Here is a 19,499-nt window from a genome sequence, read left to right on the forward strand (position 1 = left end):
TCGATCGGCTCGCCGTACCGGGGATCCTGCGCCGTCCCGCCCGGGCCGGGGAATCGCTGGTAGCCGACCGCGTGCGGGCGCGGGATCGTCGGGTTGGTGGCCGGCAGGTAGGTGTGGCGCAGGCGCAGCGGCTCGACGATCCGCTTCCGGACCTGCTGCTGCCAGGTGCGACCGGTGATCTTCTCGATGATCATCGAGGCGACGACGTAGTTGGTGTTGGAGTAGCCCCATTTTGCGCCCGGCGCGAAGTCGGCCGGGAACTGCATGGCCAGGCCGACGAGTTCAGCGCTTGTCCAGGTACGCAGCCGGGTCTTCCGGAAACCCTCCACGGTGCCCATGGACGTCATGGCGTTGGTGTATTCCGGCAGGCCGCTGGTGTGCTGCAGAAGCTGCCGTACGGTCATCTTCTGCCCGTCGTTGCCCTTGCTGCGGATCAGACCGGGCAGGAACCGCTCGACCTTGTCGTCCAGCGACAACTTGCGCTCGCCGACCAGCTGCAGCACGGTCGCCGCCACGAACGGCTTGGTGTAGCTGCCGATCCGGAACTTCGCGTCCCACGGAACCGGGGTGCGCTTCGCGACATTGCCGTACCCGCTACGCACTCGCACGTCACCCCGCGGAGTGTTCAATCCGACCAGCACGCCCGGCGCGCCGTACCGCCCCAGTGCGTCCGCGTCGGCCTGCAGGGTCGCGGTCAGTCCGGGCCGGCCGGGCGTGCTCGCCTGAGCGACCCCGACGCCGACCAGGGCGGCTCCCACCAGCGTCGCCGTGGCGACCACGGCTACAAGTGATTTCTTCATGTCGATGACGCTAGAGAGATCACCTGCGGAAAACGTCACCACAGAGTGGACAGTCGGCCGTCCCTCGCACGGGGGACAGAACGCCACTACGACCGGGCGTCAGATGCGGCAAGCGTGGCGGCCAGAGCGGGCAGGCGACCAAAAGCACGGGCGCCGGCCACGTGGTCGACGTAGTCGCGGGACTCGACGATCTCGCCGTCCCGGACCCGGACCACGAAGATGCAGGGCAACGTGAAAGCGCGGCCGTCGATCACCCCGGCGTACCGGAATTCGAAGATGACCACCTCGGGATCCGGTGTCCGATACACGTGGTCGTCAACGACGTCGTAGCGTTCCACGCCGGCCGGGCGGCCCCCGGCGCCGAAATGTTCCCGAACCTTGGCGCGGCTGCTCAGCGGAGTGTCGCCGACCGGGCTGAACGGATGACGCACGTCCGTGCGCTCCGCATAGCAGGCTGCCAGGTCATCGATCTGCTCCGCCTCCTCGGCGGCGGTGAGCCCGCCGCGCATGAGCCGACAGACACCGGCGGCCACGGTGCGAACGGTTTCCTCGGGCGTGCGCATGGCACTGCTCCTAACGAAGTCGAGACTCCGTTACCGTACCGAAGTCCAGACTTCGGTTAAAGTCTTCACGTGCGACAGGATGCCCGGGAGAACCGAGAACGCATTCTCGTTGCCGCCGACCAGGTCTTCGGCGCGAAGGGCGAGTCCGGCTCCACCGAGGAGGTGGCGCGGCTGGCGGGCGTGGGCATCGCGACGGTCTTCCGCCACTTCCCGACCAAGGAGGGGCTGATCGAGGCCGCGCTGGTACGACATTTCACCGGCCTGCTCGACCGAACCCGCGCGGCCGCCGCGGCCCCCGATCCGACGACGGCGTTGCCCGCACTGATCCGCGAGATGATCGAGCGCGGCGCGAGCAAACTCACCTTGGCCTCGATGCTGGGCGATGCCCCACCGGCCGTGGTCGCCGTGGCAAGCGAGCTGAAGACCGCAGTCGACATGGCGTTGCGGCGTGCCCAGGCCGCCGGCTCGGTGCGACCGGATGTCGGCGTCGACGAGCTCTACCTGCTGATTCGCGGCTTGGCCCAAACCACCGCAGCCACGCCGGTCACAGCCGAGATGCTCAAGCGCGCCATCGACGTCATCCTGGACGGCCTCTCCACCCGGTAGCCGAGCATTGCCCCGTGCTGCGGCGGATTAGACAACAAAACGGCCCTCCACCATTGGTGAAAGGCCGTTTCGTGTGGTGCGCCCGAAGGGACTCGAACCCCTAACCTTCTGATCCGTAGTCAGATGCTCTATCCATTGAGCTACGGGCGCTCAGTGCTTTGCCAGCATACACACCGGCTCTACACGCGGAGACTCCGGGATTCGAACCCGGGAGGGGCTATAAAACCCCAACCGCATTAGCAGTGCGGCGCCATAGACCAGACTAGGCGAAGTCTCCCCGGTGACCGTGACGACCACCGACGCTTGAGGATACCGGACCGGTGGAGCGCCACACAAAGAGGTTGCCATCTGGCGGGTCGGACCCCTCTCCAACAGGTGAAATGTTGCTATTGGGGATAGGCTCTCGCGGCATGGAGGACAACTCGCCCCCCGAGCGCCGCAAGCCCACGCGTGCCCGCGCTCCCCGGCCGCCGTTCAACGCGCCGGGCGAGTCGCCGCCGAGTGAGACGCCTCCGAAACGGCCACGGAAGGCCCCGCCCGCGGTCACGTTCCAGCCGCCGGGTGCCGAGAATCACCCCCAAGAGCCATCCCGTACGGGGGTCCCGCGCGGAACAGACCTCCCAAGCAGCCCCCACCCCGCCGGGCCGGAGCCCTCCGACCAGCCCGCGCCGCGCTCCGAGCGCACCCGCAAGCCGCCCGCCGACGCCCTGCCGCCGGCCAAGAAGGCAACACCACCCCAGAAGCGCCCCGCCAAGAAGGCCGCGGCCGCCGCACAGACCCCGCCCGCAGCCAAGGCCGCCAAGAAGGCCACCCCAGCGAGGAAGGGCCCGCCGGCACGCCCAGCCCCCTCGCCCGGGTCGACCTCAGCCCCCGAGCCGACACGCGCTCCCGAGCCGAACCGACCCGCCCGTCCCGTGCCGGCTCCCGCGGCGAACGCAACCACGTCCGAGCCGGCCACTTCCACGGCTGCGCCCAAGCCAACCGCTCCCACAAGCGCACGCACCCCCGAGCGGACCGCTCCGCCGAGCGCGCCAACCTCCGAAACGGCAGCTTCGACGAGCACGGCCGCCTCTGAGCCGCCGGCCGTCGCGAGTACGTCCGCGTCGCAGCCGATGCCGGCGGCGAGTGCCGCGCCCGTCGCCACCCCGGAGCCGGTCGCCGATCGGGCCGCCGCGGCGCCGACGTTTGCCCCCGAACCGGCCGCCACGCCAACTCCCGCCTCCCAGAGGCCAGCGCCCGGCGCCAATCCGAAGCCGGTCACCACCCCCGCGCCCAATCGCGGAAAGAAGCCCACGACTGCCCCCATCCAGCAGCCGACCGCCTCTTCCGCCCCGGACCGCGAGGACAAGTCCGCGACCGTCACCAACTCGAAGCCCGCCGCCACTCCGGCGCCCGACCGCGACCGGAAGCCCGCGACGGTTACCAACCACCAGCCCGCTACCGCTCCCGCGCCGAACCGCGACGACAAGCCGGCGACCACTTCCGGGTCCAGCCGCGACGAAGAGCCCGCGTCTCCGCCCAAGCCCGCGACCGCTCCCAACCCGGCACCCGCTGCAGGGGTTGGAGTAATGAGGGCCGCCGCAGGGCCGGAGGAAGCAAAGACCCTCGTAGGGGCGGACGCAGCAGGCACCGCCACAGATGCGAAGGCAGCAAACAACAGCGCAGGCGGGCAGGCAGCAAACGGCCCCACAGGCGCGCAGGCAGCAAAGACCCCGGCAAGCGGGGAAGCAGCAGCCACCGCCGCACGGGCGGAGACGCCGAAGGCCCCCGCAGGCGTGGAAGTAGTAAGGGCCGCCGCAAGGGCAGAAGCAACCAAAGCCGCAGAACGGGAAGCAACGAAAGCCGCAGAACGGGAAGCAACGAGAACCGCGGAGCGGGGAGCGAGAGCCGGCAAGCCGAGCAGCCACGAGCCGCCGGCTGCGCAGGCCGAGACCGACCGCTGGGCCCGGCTTCTGGCCGATCCGGTTCACACGCCCGAGCTCCTGGCCCTGGCCGCGGTGGCGACGGTCGGCGCCCGGGCCCGGGCCTGGGCGGCCGCCACCAGTGCGGCCTACCCGGCCGCCGGCCCGGAGGCGCTGGCCCGGCTGGCCACCCGGCAGTTCACCCGCTTCGGCGCGTTCACCAGCGTCTTCGGGGCGCTCGCCGGGTCGTACGCGTCAATTGCTCTGGTTTCTTCCCGGACGCTGACCGACGCCGAGCTGATTCTGCATCTGGCCGCCGCTCACGGCCTCGACCCGACCGACCCGCGGCGCGCCGTCGATCTGCTGGTGATCACGCAGGTGTACGAGACCGCGGCCGAGGCCGAGGAGGCCCTGGCCGCCATGCAGGGTCCGGAGCCGGCGACAAGTGGTCTGGCCGATGCCGTGTGGCGGCTTGGTCGCCTGTTCTTCAAGCGCAGCGGCGGCTGGACGGTTCTGCGCGCGATCAACCGCTACTACCCGGGGGCCAGCCTGCTCGGTGCCGTGCTGACCAGTGCGGCCGACGCGCAGGCCACCGCCGCCCGCGCCGGACGCTACTACCGGGGCGTCACACCCAGTTGAGCCACGAGTCAGGCAGCAGGGCGTATCCGACGAAGGCCACGATGTCGAGAAGCGTGTGCGCCACGATCAGCGGCATCACGCGCTTGTACTTGACGTAAAAGAGCGCGAACACGACGCCCATCACGGCGTTGCCGAGGAACGCGCCGAACCCCTGGTACAGGTGGTAGGAGCCGCGGAGCACGGCCGAGGTCGCCACGATCATCACCGTGGACATGCCCCACTGCTTGAGGCGCGTCATCAGGTAGCCGACGACGATCACCTCTTCCAGCACCGCGTTCTGGATTGCGGACAGGATGAGCACCGGCACCGCCCACCACACGGACTGGAGGGCCGCCGGCACGATCTCCGCGTTGATGCCGAGCAGCTTGGCCACGTACACCAGAAGCAGCCCGGGAATTCCGATGCAGGCGGCCAGCAGCGTGCCCCAGCCCCAGTCGAAGCGTGGCCGATCGGCCGACAGGCCGAGTTCGTGGCGGGGCGAGATGCGGTCCCGCATCAGCAGATAGAGCGCGAGCGCGACCGGAATGAGGTCGAACACGATGTCGAGCAGTTGGTAGGTGAGGTCGAGGTAGGGCCTCGACGACTGCGACGCGTTGAGCACGGCCGCCTGCTGCGAGAGGGGCTTGTCGGCGGTCAGTTTGGCGATCAGCGAGACCACCGAGTAGATCGCGCTCTGCCCGAGCGACAGCATCAGCACGATGATGATCTCGACGGTGAGGATCGGCCGCGTGGCCTGCTGGCGCTCTAGGGTCACGGGCCAACTTTAGGGAGCGGTCACCCGATGGGTACTCCGACCCACGACGTAAACGGACTAATCGGGGCAAGCGTCACGGCATGAAATGAGATGAGTCGCACGGGCCGTGCGTCGCCTTTCCGACTCTTCTGCCCACCCTGAAGGCATGGGAGACCTCGGACGCTTGCTCAAGGAGAGCTGGAGCCTCGTCGAGGAGCATCAGGACAAGGTCGCCGGCTATTTCTACGCGCGCCTGTTCCTGTCCAACCCGGAGCTTCGGGACCTGTTCCCGGTGCACATGGACACCCAGCGTGCCCGGTTGCTCGACGCCATCGTGCGGGCCGTGCAGACGCTCGAGGATCCGGAGAAGTTCGACGAGTATCTACGCGCGCTCGGTCGTGATCACCGCAAGTTCCACGTGGAACCAGAGCACTACGAGGTGGTGGGAGGGGCGTTGATCGAGGCCATGCGGCAGTACGCCGGCGAGCAGTGGAGCGTCGAGTACGACCAGGCCTGGGCCGACGCGTACGCGACCATCGCCGCGAAGATGCTGAGCGGGGCGGAGGCCGACACCAACCCGCCTTACTGGCACGCCGAGGTGGTCGCGCACGAGCGGCGGGCCAAGGACATCGCGGTGTTCACCGTCCAGCCGATGCAGCCGCTGGAGTTCCGCGCCGGCCAGTACATGAGCGTCGAGTGCCCACGGTTCCAGCCCCGGCTGTGGCGCACCTATTCGGTCGCGAACGCCCCGCGCCGCGACAACACCCTGGAGTTCCACGTACGCGCGGTCGGCGCCGGATGGGTGTCCAGTGCCCTCGTACGCCGTCTCGAGGTCGGCGACATGATCAGGCTGGCCGCCCCGATGGGAACCATGAACCTGGACCGCCGCTCGACCCGCGACACCGTGTTCGTCGCCGGCGGCACCGGGCTTGCGCCGGTCAAGTCGCTGCTGGAGGAGCTGACCCGCTACAACCGGACCCGCTGGGTGCACCTGTTCTTCGGGGCCCGCAACCGCGAGGACCTGTACGACCTGGCCGAGCTCAACCGGCTGGCGGCGCGCTACCCGTGGCTGTCGGTGGTGACCGCGTGCAGCGACGACCCCACCTTCCCGGGCGAGCAGGGTGACATCTCCGAGGTGGTGGCCCGCTACGGCCCGTGGAGCGAGCACGACTTCTTCGTCTCGGGGTCGGGCCCGATGGTCAAGGCGACGCTGAAGACGCTGGCCGAACTGCAGGTGCCGTCGATCCGCATCAAGTACGACAGCTTCACCGATTTCTGAGACCGACTCCTGAGACTTACTTCTGAGACTTACTTCTGAGACCGACTTCTAAGCGCCGCAGCGACCGGACCGGCCCTCAGTACGCCCAGGGCCGGCCGCTCTGCGTGTAGTCGGGCACCAGGTTGGCCTCCGCGGTCATCCGGTCCACGTACAGCCGCCCCTCGAGGTGGTCGATCTCGTGGGCGACGAGCCGGGCCATGGCTCGTTCGAAGCGCGTGACCACCCGCGTGCCGTCGTACCGGGCGTGCTCGACGTCGATGCACAACGGCCGCCGCACCAGCCCGCGGTAGTCGAAGAACGACAGGCAGCCCTCGTACTGCTCGTCGCGGTCGCTGGATTCGCCGACGATCCGGGGGTTGATCAGCACCACCGGTTCGGCGTCGCGGTCGGCCGGGCGCACCACCGCGACCGCCGCCGACCGGCCGATCTGCGGCGCCGACAGGCCCACGCCCTTGCTGAAGTCGTGCACCTGCTCGAGCCGTCCCAGCGCCGAGTGCAGGGCCCCGACCGTTTCCCGGGCCGCGGCCGACTCGCGGGGCAGCTGGAAGTGCCGGGCGCGCTGCCGCAGCAGTTCCGAGCCGCGCTGGACGATGCCGACGCCGCGCATCTGGCCCGACGCCCGCGGCTGGCCGTTCCCGTTGCTCTCCGGGGCCAGCGCCGGGCAGGCCGGGGCGCCCGCGGCCCGGAACCGCCATTCGAGCCGGTAGCGCGCGTTGAGCTGGGGCGAGTCGGTCGACCATTCGAAGATCGCCCGGTCGCCGTCGTTGTGCCGCTCCATCGGGGTGCGCACCGGCACCTCGGCCGCGAGCGACGTCTCGACCCCCCACACCTGCGGGTCGAACGAGATCGGGAAGTCGAGCCGGACGGTCAGGCGCCGGGTGGGCAGCCGCACCGCGCGCTGGAACCACTGGCCCCACTTCTCCACGCCGATCGTGTATTCGTACTGGATGGTGGTTCGCTCGCCCGGGTAGAGCGCGAACTGGCCGCTCTCGTTGGCGAAGAGCAGCCACACCTCCTTGGAGGCGTCCCGGTCGAGCTTGATCCGCCATTGCATCGGCTCGACCGCGTCGCCCTCGCCGGCGCAGGCGCTGAGGGCCAGCTCGTCGAAGGTGAGCGGGTTGTCGCGGTGGTGGCGGTTGGAGCCGGTCGGGTCGTTCGGGTAGCGGTCGACGGCGATCTTGACGAGGTATCGCGTCACCGGTTCGGACCCGGCGTTGTAGAGGGAGCGCCGCACCCGGCAGCGATAGACCCCTTCCACGTACGTGAGCTCGGCCACTTCGCTCTCGACGATGAGCCCGGTGCCCGGCGGGAGCCACTGCACCGGCACCGGCGGGTCCCGGTGCAGGGACGCGCTGCGGGCGTGACGGAGTTCGTCGTACTCCTGGAAGCGTTGCCAGATCACCCCACCGGCTCCGAGGACGGCCTCGGCACGGCGGGCGAAGTCCTCGGTCGGCTTGTGCCGCCGGCCTTCGACGTGGCTGACGTAGGACGGGTCGAAACCCATGCGCGCGGCGAGCTGCTTCTTGCTCATGCCCCGCTCGACCCGCCAATGCGCCAGCGCTGTCACGAACTGGTCAGCGGCCCGCTCGACGGGCGAGGTGGTCATCATCGATGTCCCCTTCGCGGACGAGAATTTCAGTGTCGCCGCCGGTCGTGTCCGGATGGTGCTAGTAGCGCGTACACGACAGATACCTTGACGAATCAGGCAACGTGCGCGCGGTCCGTTAGGTCACCCTCGCGGAGGGTATTCGTCCGAAAAGTGGGCTTGGTTAGGCTAGCCTTACAGGTGTACGGTGGGTCGTCGTCACGGAGGCGTTTCGGCCTGCGTGTCTCTACTTCGGCTCTTATCGAATTCGGCGAGGTGAATGCGGTGACCGTGTCATGGGAATCGCCGCAGGACGGGTTCCGCCGGTGACCACCGCCATCCACCGCGTTGCACACACTGTCACCGTCGCCGAGCCCCTGGCGCCCGTGACAGCCACCTTGCGCGCGATGTTCGGCACCAGCACCGAGTTGCCCGGGCTGGCTCCCGATCTTGTGGTCCACGACACTGCGGGCTGGGTTCCGACGACCGCCCTCGCCGGCGACCATCTCGGCACGCTGCTCGAGTCGTCGAGCCGCCGCTGGAACGCCCAGCCGCACGCCGCCGCCGCGCTCGCGTGGAAGGCGTACACGTATTGGCTGGCCCTGCCGGCCGTGCTCGGTTACGCCTCGGCCCGCCGCGTGCCCCTGCTGACCGCCGACAACGTGCTCATGCACTTCGACGACCCGCGCCCGCTGGTCACGATCGGCCTGCGCGCCGGCGCCCCGGTCGCGGTGCTGCCCGGCGACCCGATCGCGATCGCCGGCCTGCCGCACGTCCGCGTGGTCCCCGACGAGGCGGCGCTGCTGGCCGAGCTCCGCCGTTCGCTCCTCGACGAGCACCTGAGCCCGCTGCTCGACGCCGTCCACGACCGGGTTCGCCTGGGCCGGCGCACCCTGATGGGCTCGCTCTCCTCCGGGGTGGCGTACGGCGTCCTCCGCTCGGCCGACGTGCTGCCGGGCTCGTCCGTCGAGACGATCGCCCAGCTCCACGAGGCCCTCGGCGTCGAAGATCTGATCGAGCTGGTGCCCGGCCACAACGGCAAGCTCGACGTCCAGCGCAAGACCTGCTGCCTGGCCTTCACCCTGCCGCAGCCCAAGGTCTGCAAGGGCTGCTGCATCAAGTCCTGACGGGCTGCCCAGCCCCGGCCTGAGAACAAAGGGCGGTTCCCCGTACGGGAAACCGCCCTTTCACTGTCTTTTCGAAGCTCAGCCGATGTCGGGGCCGGTCAGCACCGCGTTCGGGTTGTCGACCAGGTGGCGGACGTCCCAGACCCAGGCCCCGCCCGTCCAGGTGGGCTGGAAGCCGAGGAGCCCGGTCATGGCGCGCAGCATCTCGGTGTCGCGCAGCTGCGGCGTGAGCACGATCACCGCGGCCTTCCAGTAGCGCAGGTCGGCCAGGGTCATCTCGCGGCGCGTGTCGTTGATCTCGGGGATCGGGTTGCCCTGGCGGATCGACGCCATCAACCCGCTGGTCGGGCGCCACGGCGGCGAGAACAAGGCCGTACGGTCGCCCGGGTTCAGCGGGTTCTGGTTCGGCAGCAACGCGTACGCCCCGGCGATGCGCATGTCCTGGCCGGTCGTCGCCGTCCACCGCAGCGGGTCGGGGTAGCCCGAGTCGGGCAGCGGCAGCGCGACGACGGTGTGGTTGTCGTCGACGTACTGCTTCCAGGCGCCCGACGTGACGAACTCGGGCGTCGGGGCCATCGGCACGGTCTTGAGCTGCACCGGCACGAGCGGGACCAGAGCCATCGCGACCGCCGTGATCATCGCGACCCGGATCGGGCCGCGGGCGGCCGGCTGGGACTTCACCAGGTCGATGGCCCGCTGCACCCCGAGGGCCAGCAGGAAGCCGACGACCGGCGCGACCGCCATCGCCCAGCGGGTCGGCACGGCCGAGTTGAGCACCGGAACGCTGTGCAGAACGGACCAGATGCCGGGGATGCCGGTGTTGATGCCGTTGAGGAAAATTCGCGGTCCGAGCGACATCGCGGCGAACAGCAGCGCCACGAACCCGAGCGAGAGAACTGCGGCCGAGCGGCGCATCCACACGATCAGGCCGAAGAACAGAATGACCAGACCCCAGCCGAAGAATGCGTTCTCCTCGGCCGGGTTCTGCGCGAGCCGCTCGGCGATCACCGAATTGCCGGCGACCGAATGGCTCGAATAGGCCGTGAACGAGGCGAGGTCGGCCCCGAAGTTGCGGACGAACTGCGGCAGGCCGTGGTAGCTCTGCGGGCCGAAGAACTGCACCGACAGCGGGTAGGCCAGGACGGCCAGCGTCACGGTGCCGGCGATGGCCAGACCGCCCAGGAAGCGGCGGGTCTCACCGGGATGATCCTTCCGGCGCACGACGGCCATGATCAGGCAGAACACGCCCAGGCCGACCGCGGTCATGAAGAGGACCTCGAGATTGATGAACGCCTGCCAGATCAGCAGCGCGGCCATGATCAGGCCGTTGCGCACGGCCCGGCCGGGCTGCCGCAGGCGCAGCGTCCGCCAGATGATCAGCGGGACCAGGAATTGCGAGACGATGTTCGGGTGGCCGCCGGCATGCGACACCATGCTCGGCGCGAATGTGCAGAAGAGCGCGCCGACCCAGGCCGCGAGTCGTGACGAGACGAACACGCGGGAGAAGACGAAATACCACGCGATGCCGGTAAGTGACAACGCGAGAGTAAGAAATAAGTTGAACGCCACATGGGGCCCGAAGAGGAGAGTCACGGGCGTCATCGGCAACGAAACGGCCAGCACCGAGGTGTTGGCCATCATGTTCACCCCATCGGGGTAATTCATGCGATCCGAGAAGAACGGATATGCGCCATCGGTGAGCACGCGCGCACCATGCGCCATCATCCACTCAAAGAAAGCTTGATCCTGTGGATCGTCTCGCAACTGGTGATCGAGATTGAGCCACAAGGGAGCTGTCAGGTAGAGCGCGACAACGACGAACGTCACTGTGGCCAGGACGTCGCGCCAGTCGGGACGCCGCTGCCACCACCGTTTGACCGGCTTGATGTCCTGCTCAGGGGCCGCCTCGACAGCGGGCACGACCGCGATGGGAGCGGTCGGTGCGACATCCGTCTCGAGCGCGATCAACTCCGCTTCGAGATCCTCTGTTTCGGTCACTTGACGGGACGGCGACACGTTCCCGCCGACCGGTCGGCCCGTCGAGGCATTACCCGTAATCGTCATAGCGAGGGCGAGCCTAACTGAGGTTGGTAACGTTGCAGTGACGAGCGTCCCATGCGTGATCGAGCCGATATGAACGGTGTAATCGCGACATCCGTACGGTCGGGCGCATGCGAAGCGGCAGGGCGGTGTACCCAGCTGACTATGTCTCAATCAGGCAAATAATGAGGGCCCGTCCCGGCCTCAACTTTCGGTTACGCGCGCAGGGATGGTTAACTCTTCCGGTCCCGCTGTCAGCTCGGATCGGCAAGACGAGGGAACCTTACATATGGCAGACATCACTGGAGACCAGCGGATCCAGTCCGAAGTGCTCGAGGGCCTCGCCACGGCCGTGAACCACCGGCGGTGGTTCGTCGAGCTCGCCCTTCCGTACCTGGGGGACAACCCGATCGAGATCGGCAGCGGTCTCGGGGACTATGCGATCGAGTGGGCCGAGCACCTTCCGCGGTTCACCGCGACCGAGGCCGACCCGGACCGGCTCGTGCTGCTCAAGGAGCGCATGGCCGACCACCCGAACATCGACGTGCGCCAGATGCTGCTGCCGTCGCCCGACGCCAACGGTGAATACAGCGCCGCGGTGTCGTACAACGTGCTCGAGCACATCGAGGACCACGTCGGCGCGCTGCGCAGCATGGCCGACCTCGTCCGCCCCGGCGGCCGGGTCATCATCATCGTGCCGGCGTTCATGTTCGCGATGAGCAACGTCGACATCGCGACGGGCCACATCCGCCGCTACACCAAGAAGACGATGCGCGCCGCCATGGATGCCGCGGGTCTGCAGATCGAGAAGATGCACTACGCGAACGCGCTCGGCCTCATCGGCTACTACGGCGCGACCAGCATCTTCAAGCTGGCCCCCAAGGAAGGCCCGATGGTCAAGGTGTACGACACGATCGTGCTGCCGGTGACCAAGGCCGCCGAGAGCGTCGTGAAGCCGCCGTTCGGCCAGTCCGTTTTCGTCGTGGCGCGCACGCCCGCCTGACGTCCGCGACAAACGAAGGCCGCCGTCCCTCGACGGCGGCCTTTTCGCGTACCGGAAGCTCAGCCCTTGACCTGGAACGTGGGGCGGATGGTGGCCCGGGCCAGGGTGTGGAAGGCCAGGTTGAAGCCGACGTACGCTGGGGAGGCCTCGGCCGGCACCTCGAGCTTGTCGACGTCGATGGCGTGCACCGCGAAGACGTAGCGGTGGGGCCGGTCACCGGGCGGCGGGGCCGAACCGCCGTAGCTGCTGTCGCCGTAGTCGTTGCGGACGCAGAACGCGTCGCCCGGCAGCGGGTCGACGCCGCGGGGCAACTCGGTCGTGGTGACCGGCAGGTTGACAAGCACCCAGTGCCAGAACCCGCTGCCGGTCGGGGCGTCGGGATCGAAGCAGGTCACCACGAAACCGCGGGTCTCGGCCGGAAAGCCGGACCACGACAGCTGGGGTGAGAGGTTCTTGCCGCCCACGCTCGTGTGTGCGAACAACTCGTCGAGCGGCTGACCGTCGGTCACGTCCGCGCTGGTCACCGTGAAGGACGGGACCGCGGGCAGAAGATCGTACGGATCCGGGGCAACGGCGCGTTCGAGACTCATCGTGATGTCCTCCGGCGATATGCAGGCTTTCTCCGCCCGAAGAGTAGTCCGTTCCGGTATCGCCCGCCTTTCGTAGCGATTGCCGCGCACTGTCACCCGTTCGGGCGGACGCACAGCCGGTGCGCACGCGAACGGGCGTGGCGGGTGATGCTTCTGTCTGACATCCGACCGGGTGTGTGCGGCCGAGATCCCCGCGCCCGGTGGCGATACGCAAGTCGGCACCCGCCGCTGAAGGCGGGTGCCGACTGCTGTATCGGCCCGTTGTCCGACGAATCCCTCCAAATGCGGCGCGCGACCTGAGACGATCGAATCATGAGGGCGCCTCTGCCGGCCGATGAGCCGGGCCGGCTCGCGGCTCTGCACGACGCTCAGGTCCTCGACACCGCGCCGGAGGAGGACTTCGACGACATCGCGCTGCTCGCGTCGCAGATCTGCGGTACGCCGCTGGGCGCGGTCAGCCTCGTCGACCGGGATCGGCAGTGGTTCAAGGCCAAGGTCGGCACCGACGTCCAGGTGGTGCCGCGCGATCTTTCCTTCTGCGCGCACACCATCACATCGCACGACATTCTCGAGGTTTCCGACGCGACAGCCGACCCGCGCTTCGCCGGGAACCCGGCCGTGAACGAGCACCGGCTCATGTTCTATGCCGGCGCGCCGGTCGTGCTGGACGGGACGCACGCGGTCGGCACGGTCTGCGTCGTCGACCACGTGCCGCGGATCCTCACCGACGCACAGCGGCGTGCGCTGCGCAGCCTGGCCCGGCACGTGTCGGTGCAGCTGGAGCTGCGCCGGTACGCCCGGCACGCGGGCGAGTTCGCGGACCGGATGCGTGAAGTCGACCGGATGAAGGACTCGTTCCTGGCCAACGTCAGCCACGAGCTGCGGACGCCGCTGTCCACCATCCGGGGCTATCTCGAGATGCTGCTCGAGGACGAGTTCGACGCCGAGACGTCGCGCCGGTTCCTGACGGTGATGTCGCGCAACTCCGACCGGCTGCTGGGGCTGATCGACGAGCTGCTGCTGGTGGCCAAGATGACCGGCGATCAGGTGGAGCTCGACCTGGCCGAGGTGGACCTGGCCGAACTGGCCCACCAGGCGACCGCGGCCTGCCGGGCGCTGGCCGACCACCGCGGGGTCAAGCTACGTGATCGCACCGATCACGCGGTGCCGGCCCGGGCCGATGGCAAGCAGATCGCCGAGGTGCTCAACCACCTGCTGGTCAACGCGATCAAATTCACCCACCCGGACGGCGAGATCACGATCGACACGACCCTCGACGGCCGTCCCGGGCTGATCATCACGGACACCGGAGTGGGCATCTCGGCCGACGAGCTGCCGCACGTGTTCGAACGGTTCTTCCGCTGCGCCGCGGCCGAGGTGATGGCGGCGCAGGGACCGGGCCTCGGGCTGGCGGTCGTCAAGTCGATCGTCGATGCCCATCACGGCAGCGTGGATCTGGAAAGTGAGCCGGGAGTCGGCACGACGGTCCGCCTCACGCTGCCGGGATGAATTCGGGAAAAGGCGCCGGGGAATCCTCCCCGGCGCCCTTCCGAATCTAGCGGTGCGCGACGCGAGCGACGCGCAGTCCGGAATACACCTTGCGATACACCACCCCGGTGCGGTGGTTGCCCGCGTCGATCATCATCCCGCGGCCCATGTAGATGCCCACGTGGCCGGGCCCGACGACCAGGTCGCCGGGGCGGGCCTGGGCCCGCGAGATGCCGCGCGAACGGGCGGCCTGCGCGCCCGACGAGTGCGGCAGGCGAATGCCGGCCAGGGCGTACGCCCGCTTGGTGAACCCCGAGCAGTCGAAGCCGCCGGGGCCCATCCCGCCACTCACGTAACGCTTGCCGACCTGGGAGCGGGCGAACGCGATCACGGCGTTCATCCCGTTGCCCAACTGCATGACGCGCTGCCCCCGCTGCTTGGCCGGCGCGTACCGGACCGTCACCGCGCGCTGGTGGCGCACGGTGGTGCGGGCCCGGTTCGCCCCGGCGTAGCGGGTCCGGTCCACCCCGGCGTAGCGCGCCTGAGGCGCCACGTAGAGGGGACCCTCGACGCTCTCGGCCGCCTCCTGAGCAGCCCGGAGGGCGGCCGTGCGGGCGTTCCGCTCGGCCAGGGCCCGCCGCGCGGCGAGCCGGCGAGCGATCTCGTCGGCCCGGGTGAGCAGGTCCGCCGAGGCGGGTACGGCCTCGTCGGCCGTCACCTCGCCGCCACGCAGGTCCGAGCGCTCCTCGACCGCGGCCAGGGTCTCGGCAGTGCGCAGGGCCTCGCGCTGGTCGGCCACGGCCAGTTCCACGGCGTCGCGCAGAGCCTGGCCGCGGTCGACAACGGCGAAGGGGTTGGTCCGGGCCGTCGTCGCGGCACGGGCGAGCGAGAAACGCCGGGGGGCGGCGCGCGAGGCACGCTCGGCGGTGGTGCTGCGCTCCTCGAGTCGGATGTCATCCGAGGACTTGGGTCCCACCGGGTTGGTGGGCGGCACGGCCTCGGCGGCGTGCTCGATCGGGTCAAGAGCGGGCGAGATGACGGCCAGCGCGATTGCGCCGGCGGTGAGCGCCCGGCTCGGGGACGGACAGTGCAGTGTTGCCTCCGACATCGGTCCGGGGCTCTCGCGCGAATCCCGTCGGTGTGGCATTAGCGTGTGCCGCACCGGTGCCGCCAATACGGACGGCAATGGGAACCCGGACTACTCGTTAATTCCGTCGACCATGCCAACACACAACAGGAATGTTGCGGGGCAGAAATCGCACAATCACCCTTGCTCGATCGGAAAAAAGAATGTGAGTTACGCACTCGATCGGTGACTGTGGATATCCGAAATGCGTCCGTGATCAGGACAACGGCACCCGTACGCCCGTACTGTATGGCGACTTGCGGAGCCGGAACTCGGTGAGCCGGACCCCCTTGGGCACATCGAACGGGACCACGCCCTGCCGGATCGCGCCCGGCGGGATCTCGTCGAGCAGCGACGGGTCCTGGTCGTTCACGAGAACGGCGGCCTGCTCGGCCACCCGATAGGAGTTCCCCGGCCCGTCGACTGCGCGCTGCGCGCCCGGGTCGAGCAGCCGGGGTTCCGTCCCGGTGTTCTGCACAGCCATGCTGACCAGGCAGAACTCGCCCTCGGCGGCAAGCGGCAGATCAGGTGGCCCGACCTCGGCCACTCCGCATTCGGTCCCGGTGACGGCGACCGAAAGCGTTCCCTCGGCCGCCTTCCGGCCGGCCGGAAGCACCGTCAGCTGAGTCGGCTCAGCATTGATCGGCGCGGCACTGTCGAGCGCCGCGCTGCCGGTGGTCACCGTGCCGGCCGGGGGCTTATCGCCGCCCCGATCGGCCACGGCGTACCCCACTACCCCGACCACTAGCAGCGCAAACACTCCACCCACAAGCCACGGTGCCTTACCGCGTCGGGCCGGTTGGGGTGCCGGCCTCCGATCGGCGGGCGCCGACCGCGCGGGGCGCAACGGCGTGTTGGTCATGAGACCTCCCGATGTCGCTCGTCAGGCAGGACCCGCGAGGCGCGAGCCCACCGGCCGATCACTCGGCCCGAGTGACACCATGCTGAGCGGCGCGCCCTCCCGGAACGTTTCGCCGCGCCGCAGAAAGCGGTCAAAGACACACAAAATCCGCACAACTATCGCCCGAACGTGTACGTTCAAGGTGCCACTACGGGGTCAACAGGATCTTCCCGAGGTGGTCGCTCGACTCCATCAGCGCGTGCGCCGCGGCCGCCTCGGCCAGCGGCATCGTGGTGTGGACGATCGGCTTGACGGCGCCCGCCTCGACCAGCGGCCACACGTCCCGGGCCACCGCGGCCACGATTCGGGCCTTGTCGTCGGCCGGCCGGGCGCGCAGCGACGTCGACGAGACCGAACCTCGCTTCGACATCAGAAGGCCCAGGTCGAGTTCGGCCTTGCGGCCGCCCTGCATGCCGATGACCGAGATCCGGCCGTTCGGCGCGAGCGCCTCGATGTTGCGGCTCAGATACTTGGCGCCCACGATGTCGAGGATCACATCGGCGCCCTGCCCGTTGAAGTCACGGGTGGCGCTCACAAAGTCGTCGGTGGTGTAGTCGATCACCAGGTCGGCGCCGAGGCCCCGCAACGCCTCGTGCTTGCCGGCCCGCGCGGTGGCGATCACGGAGGCGCCGAGCGCCTTGCCCAGCTGGATAGCGAACGTGCCGATGCCGCTGCCGCCGCCATGCACCAGCAGCGTCCGGCCCTTACGCAGCCGATCCCGGTCGACGACGTTCGACCAGACCGTGCACGCGACCTCGGGCAACGCGGCCGACTCGGTCAGCGAGAGCCCGGCCGGCACCGGCAGCAGCTGACCGGCCGGCACGGCGACCTTCTCGGCGTACCCGCCGCCGGCCAGCAGCGCGCAGACCCGCTCGCCGACGTGCCGGTCGGTCACATCGGGGCCGACGGCGCTGATCACCCCGGCGCACTCGAGACCCGGATAGGGCGAAGCCCCGGGCGGCGGTGGATAAAAGCCCTGGCGCTGGGAGACGTCGGCGCGGTTGACGCCGGCGGCGGTGACGTCGATGACGACCTCACCACCGCCGGCCTCGGGATCCGGAACCTCACGCAGGACCAGTTTCTTGTCCTCGATAACGATGGCGTGCATGGTTCCTAGCTTGCCCTGTTACGGCGTGGTCCACTTCTGGTTCGCGGCGCCGGTGCAGGCCCAGAGTTGCAACTTCGCGCCGTTGGCCGAACTGTTGTCCTTCACATCGAGGCATTTGCCCGACGCGTTGTTGACGATGTCGCGACCCGCCGTGACCGTCCACTTCTGACTCGCGACCGAATCGGTGCAGTCCCATTGGTGGACCGTCGCCCCGTCCGCCGTCGAGTTGTTCGCCACGTCCAGGCACTTGCCGAGACCACGGATCGTGCCGTCGGTACCCACCGTCCACTGCTGGTTGGTGTTGCCCGAGGTGCAGTCCCACAACTGCGGCAGGTTGCCGTTGGCGGTCGAGCCGCCGGTGACGTCGAGGCACTTGCCGCCCAGGCCGCTGATCGTGCCGGTCCGGCCGGTGCCACCACCGCCGCCGCCACCCGACTGCGAGCCGTTCCAGGTGAAGGTGGCCGACGTACGGCCGGGCAGGTTGTAGACGAACGACTGCCCGCCCCAGTTCACCTTGACGCTCTGGTTGCCGGTGGTGGTGTTGTACGCGATCAGCGCCTTGGAACCGTCGGTGTTGCGGAACGCCACGTTGGGGACCGTGCCGTTCGCGCTCGAGTCGATGCGGACCGCGCCCGGGCGTACGAACTTGGTCAGATGCCCCATCGTGTAGTACTCGACGGTGTAGTCGACCTGGCCGTTCCGGCTGCCGCCGCGCTGCACGGTGATCAGGCCGGTGCAGGTGCCGCAGCCGCCGTTGTGCGGGCCCATGTTCTGGTCCACCGCGAGCGACCACTTCGTCCAGGCCCGGCCCCAGTTGCGGAAGTACTCGATGAGGTCACCCATGTCCTCGGCGTGCTGGTTGCTGACCCAGGTGCCGCCCGAGTGCTCGGTCATGTACATGTTGACGTTCGGGTACTGGTTGCGCACGGTGCTCGCGGTCGACGGGTTGCCGCCGTAGTCGTGCCAAGCGATGCCGCCGAAGTTCGGGTGGTTGCGGATCGCGGCGTCGGCCACGAGCGGGGCCACCCACTGGTCGTACGTGTCGAAGTTCCAGTCTCCGATGAGGAGCTTGGTGTTCAGCCCGGCCGCCTGCAGAGCGGGCATGAGGTCGTTCTTCGCGAACGACTGCAGACCCGACACCGGCCACTGCATCGACGGGTAGCCGGGGCAGCAACCCGGTTCGTTCTGCGAGGTGACGTACCGGATCGGGACACCCTGCGACTGATAGCCCTGGATGTACTTGACGAAGTACTGCGCGTACGCCTTGTAGTACTGCGCCTGCAGATACCCCTGGCTGTACGCGTTGTTGTCCTTCATCCACGGCGGCGCCGTCCACGGCGAGGCCATCACGAACCCGGCCGGGTTGAGCCCGACCGCCTGCTTGGTCAGCGCCATGACGTCGGCGTCCCGCGCGAGCGAGAAGTCGTTCACGTCGCAGCACGTGTTGTCGTACGAGAAATTGTTCTGCGCCAGATCGGACGAGCCGATGACGTTGCGGATCGCGCTCACGCCGATGCCGGCGGTCGGGCTGAACAGCTTGGTGATCACGTCGTTCTGGGTGGCGGCCGAAAGCGCGCCGCTCCCCCGGATGTTGAACGCCGCGGTGTCGGTGATCGACGCGCCGGCGCCCTCGAACTGCTGGTAGCTGGTGTTCTCGTTGACCGTGATGGTCTGGTTGGCCGACCCGCTGCTGCTCGCGAACGAGACCGGGGCCTGCTGCTGGAGGCCGCGCGTGACGGTGCGGCCGCCGCTGTCGCTGGTGGTGGTCAGATAGACGTTCACTGCCTCGTTGGCGGCAAACGCCTCGGGTGCCACAAAGACGGTCGCCGAAACAACCGCGGCCGCGGATGCGACCCACCCGATCTTCCTGGGGATGGACATACGGGGACTCCCTTGCCTGAGGTGGGGGCCTTGGCGGGATAGGTAAGGCTCTGAACTGTAAACATGTTCGTCGATCCCGTGTCAACTGCCTGTAACAGTTCCGGAGAGCGTGTTCCAGCAGCTCAGATG

17 protein-coding genes and 2 tRNA genes are annotated in these 19,499 nt (G+C 68.8%); 6 read left to right on the forward strand and 13 right to left on the reverse strand.

Going from position 1 to position 19,499, the window contains the following annotated elements:
- Together ACZ3I4_RS26630 and ACZ3I4_RS26635 are read right to left on the reverse strand one after the other, a co-directional pair.
- On the reverse strand, positions 1–800 hold an 800-nt coding region (locus ACZ3I4_RS26630; RefSeq protein WP_465384749.1), incomplete at its 3' end, for a serine hydrolase domain-containing protein.
- Between the two features lie 86 nt (positions 801–886).
- Positions 887–1,363, reverse strand: coding sequence for a nuclear transport factor 2 family protein (locus ACZ3I4_RS26635; protein WP_465384750.1), 477 nt, complete (start codon positions 1,361–1,363; stop codon positions 887–889).
- Between the two features lie 69 nt (positions 1,364–1,432).
- On the opposite strand from ACZ3I4_RS26635, the gene ACZ3I4_RS26640 reads away from it, so the two are divergent.
- Positions 1,433–1,969, forward strand: coding sequence for a TetR/AcrR family transcriptional regulator (locus ACZ3I4_RS26640; protein WP_465384751.1), 537 nt, complete (start codon positions 1,433–1,435; stop codon positions 1,967–1,969).
- Positions 1,970–2,043: 74 nt separating this feature from the next.
- On the opposite strand, the gene ACZ3I4_RS26645 is transcribed toward ACZ3I4_RS26640, so the two are convergent.
- From ACZ3I4_RS26645 to ACZ3I4_RS26655, 3 genes are all read right to left on the reverse strand, one after another.
- Positions 2,044–2,119, reverse strand: a tRNA-Arg gene (locus ACZ3I4_RS26645).
- A gap of 36 nt (positions 2,120–2,155) precedes the next feature.
- Positions 2,156–2,246 (reverse strand) — tRNA-Ser (locus ACZ3I4_RS26650).
- 294 nt (positions 2,247–2,540) lie between these two features.
- The gene (locus tag ACZ3I4_RS26655; RefSeq protein ID WP_465384752.1) at positions 2,541–3,509 is read right to left on the reverse strand and encodes a hypothetical protein; all 969 of its coding nucleotides are present in this window, start codon (positions 3,507–3,509) and stop codon (positions 2,541–2,543) included.
- 457 nt (positions 3,510–3,966) lie between these two features.
- Here ACZ3I4_RS26655 and ACZ3I4_RS26660 point away from each other — a divergent pair, with 457 nt between their 5' ends.
- Positions 3,967–4,509: a hypothetical protein gene (locus ACZ3I4_RS26660; protein ID WP_465384753.1), complete on the forward strand. Its 543-nt coding sequence runs from the start codon at positions 3,967–3,969 to the stop codon at positions 4,507–4,509.
- Here the strand turns inward: ACZ3I4_RS26660 and ACZ3I4_RS26665 are convergent.
- Positions 4,496–5,263: a CPBP family intramembrane glutamic endopeptidase gene (locus ACZ3I4_RS26665; protein ID WP_465384754.1), complete on the reverse strand. Its 768-nt coding sequence runs from the start codon at positions 5,261–5,263 to the stop codon at positions 4,496–4,498. The genes ACZ3I4_RS26660 and ACZ3I4_RS26665 overlap by 14 nt on opposite strands.
- 145 nt (positions 5,264–5,408) lie before the next feature.
- Here ACZ3I4_RS26665 and ACZ3I4_RS26670 point away from each other — a divergent pair, with 145 nt between their 5' ends.
- Positions 5,409–6,521, forward strand: a complete 1,113-nt coding sequence (locus ACZ3I4_RS26670) for a globin domain-containing protein (protein ID WP_465384755.1) — start codon at positions 5,409–5,411, stop codon at positions 6,519–6,521.
- A 76-nt stretch (positions 6,522–6,597) separates the two neighbouring features.
- On the opposite strand, the gene ACZ3I4_RS26675 is transcribed toward ACZ3I4_RS26670, so the two are convergent.
- Complete coding sequence (locus ACZ3I4_RS26675; RefSeq protein WP_465385046.1) at positions 6,598–8,127, reverse strand: peptide deformylase; 1,530 nt, start codon at positions 8,125–8,127, stop codon at positions 6,598–6,600.
- A gap of 386 nt (positions 8,128–8,513) precedes the next feature.
- Here ACZ3I4_RS26675 and ACZ3I4_RS26680 point away from each other — a divergent pair, with 386 nt between their 5' ends.
- The gene (locus ACZ3I4_RS26680) at positions 8,514–9,233 is read left to right on the forward strand and encodes a hypothetical protein (protein ID WP_465385047.1); all 720 of its coding nucleotides are present in this window, start codon (positions 8,514–8,516) and stop codon (positions 9,231–9,233) included.
- A gap of 78 nt (positions 9,234–9,311) precedes the next feature.
- On the opposite strand, the gene ACZ3I4_RS26685 is transcribed toward ACZ3I4_RS26680, so the two are convergent.
- Complete coding sequence (locus tag ACZ3I4_RS26685) at positions 9,312–11,297, reverse strand: DUF6311 domain-containing protein (RefSeq protein WP_465384756.1); 1,986 nt, start codon at positions 11,295–11,297, stop codon at positions 9,312–9,314.
- 265 nt (positions 11,298–11,562) lie between these two features.
- On the opposite strand from ACZ3I4_RS26685, the gene ACZ3I4_RS26690 reads away from it, so the two are divergent.
- Positions 11,563–12,276: a class I SAM-dependent methyltransferase gene (locus tag ACZ3I4_RS26690; RefSeq protein ID WP_465384757.1), complete on the forward strand. Its 714-nt coding sequence runs from the start codon at positions 11,563–11,565 to the stop codon at positions 12,274–12,276.
- Positions 12,277–12,335: 59 nt separating this feature from the next.
- On the opposite strand, the gene ACZ3I4_RS26695 is transcribed toward ACZ3I4_RS26690, so the two are convergent.
- On the reverse strand, positions 12,336–12,866 hold the full coding sequence (locus ACZ3I4_RS26695) for a YbhB/YbcL family Raf kinase inhibitor-like protein (protein ID WP_465384758.1): 531 nt from the start codon (positions 12,864–12,866) through the stop codon (positions 12,336–12,338).
- Between the two features lie 312 nt (positions 12,867–13,178).
- On the opposite strand from ACZ3I4_RS26695, the gene ACZ3I4_RS26700 reads away from it, so the two are divergent.
- Positions 13,179–14,375, forward strand: a complete 1,197-nt coding sequence (locus ACZ3I4_RS26700) for a GAF domain-containing sensor histidine kinase (RefSeq protein WP_465384759.1) — start codon at positions 13,179–13,181, stop codon at positions 14,373–14,375.
- Between the two features lie 46 nt (positions 14,376–14,421).
- Here ACZ3I4_RS26700 and ACZ3I4_RS26705 read toward each other — a convergent pair whose 3' ends face one another.
- The 4 genes from ACZ3I4_RS26705 to ACZ3I4_RS26720 form a co-directional block, all read right to left on the reverse strand.
- A complete protein-coding gene (locus ACZ3I4_RS26705) occupies positions 14,422–15,462 on the reverse strand; it encodes a C40 family peptidase (protein ID WP_465384760.1) in 1,041 nt (346 codons plus the stop codon).
- 235 nt (positions 15,463–15,697) lie between these two features.
- Positions 15,698–16,213 carry a DUF4352 domain-containing protein gene (locus ACZ3I4_RS26710; RefSeq protein WP_465384761.1) on the reverse strand — a complete coding sequence of 172 codons (516 nt, stop codon included), beginning with the start codon at positions 16,211–16,213 and terminating at the stop codon, positions 15,698–15,700.
- Positions 16,214–16,529: 316 nt separating this feature from the next.
- Entirely contained in the window at positions 16,530–17,489 is a 960-nt protein-coding gene (locus tag ACZ3I4_RS26715) for an NAD(P)H-quinone oxidoreductase (RefSeq protein ID WP_465384762.1), read from the reverse strand.
- Positions 17,490–17,507: 18 nt separating this feature from the next.
- Positions 17,508–19,370: an RICIN domain-containing protein gene (locus ACZ3I4_RS26720; RefSeq protein WP_465384763.1), complete on the reverse strand. Its 1,863-nt coding sequence runs from the start codon at positions 19,368–19,370 to the stop codon at positions 17,508–17,510.
- Positions 19,371–19,499 lie beyond the last annotated feature (129 nt).

Source organism: Actinoplanes sp. NPDC021490 (genome assembly GCF_055562135.1).

Bases quoted from the DNA above. Each gene is read 5' to 3' on its own strand.
- ACZ3I4_RS26635 (WP_465384750.1), bottom strand. From the start codon at position 1,363: ATGCGCACGCCCGAGGAAACCGTTCGCACCGTGGCCGCCGGTGTCTGT.
- ACZ3I4_RS26670 (WP_465384755.1), top strand. From the start codon at position 5,409: ATGGGAGACCTCGGACGCTTGCTCAAGGAGAGCTGGAGCCTCGTCGAG.
- ACZ3I4_RS26675 (WP_465385046.1), bottom strand. From the start codon at position 8,127: ATGACCACCTCGCCCGTCGAGCGGGCCGCTGACCAGTTCGTGACAGCG.
- ACZ3I4_RS26680 (WP_465385047.1), top strand. From the start codon at position 8,514: ATGTTCGGCACCAGCACCGAGTTGCCCGGGCTGGCTCCCGATCTTGTG.
- ACZ3I4_RS26685 (WP_465384756.1), bottom strand. From the start codon at position 11,297: ATGACGATTACGGGTAATGCCTCGACGGGCCGACCGGTCGGCGGGAAC.
- ACZ3I4_RS26690 (WP_465384757.1), top strand. From the start codon at position 11,563: ATGGCAGACATCACTGGAGACCAGCGGATCCAGTCCGAAGTGCTCGAG.
- ACZ3I4_RS26695 (WP_465384758.1), bottom strand. From the start codon at position 12,866: ATGAGTCTCGAACGCGCCGTTGCCCCGGATCCGTACGATCTTCTGCCC.
- ACZ3I4_RS26700 (WP_465384759.1), top strand. From the start codon at position 13,179: ATGAGGGCGCCTCTGCCGGCCGATGAGCCGGGCCGGCTCGCGGCTCTG.
- ACZ3I4_RS26705 (WP_465384760.1), bottom strand. From the start codon at position 15,462: ATGTCGGAGGCAACACTGCACTGTCCGTCCCCGAGCCGGGCGCTCACC.
- ACZ3I4_RS26715 (WP_465384762.1), bottom strand. From the start codon at position 17,489: ATGCACGCCATCGTTATCGAGGACAAGAAACTGGTCCTGCGTGAGGTT.
- ACZ3I4_RS26720 (WP_465384763.1), bottom strand. From the start codon at position 19,370: ATGTCCATCCCCAGGAAGATCGGGTGGGTCGCATCCGCGGCCGCGGTT.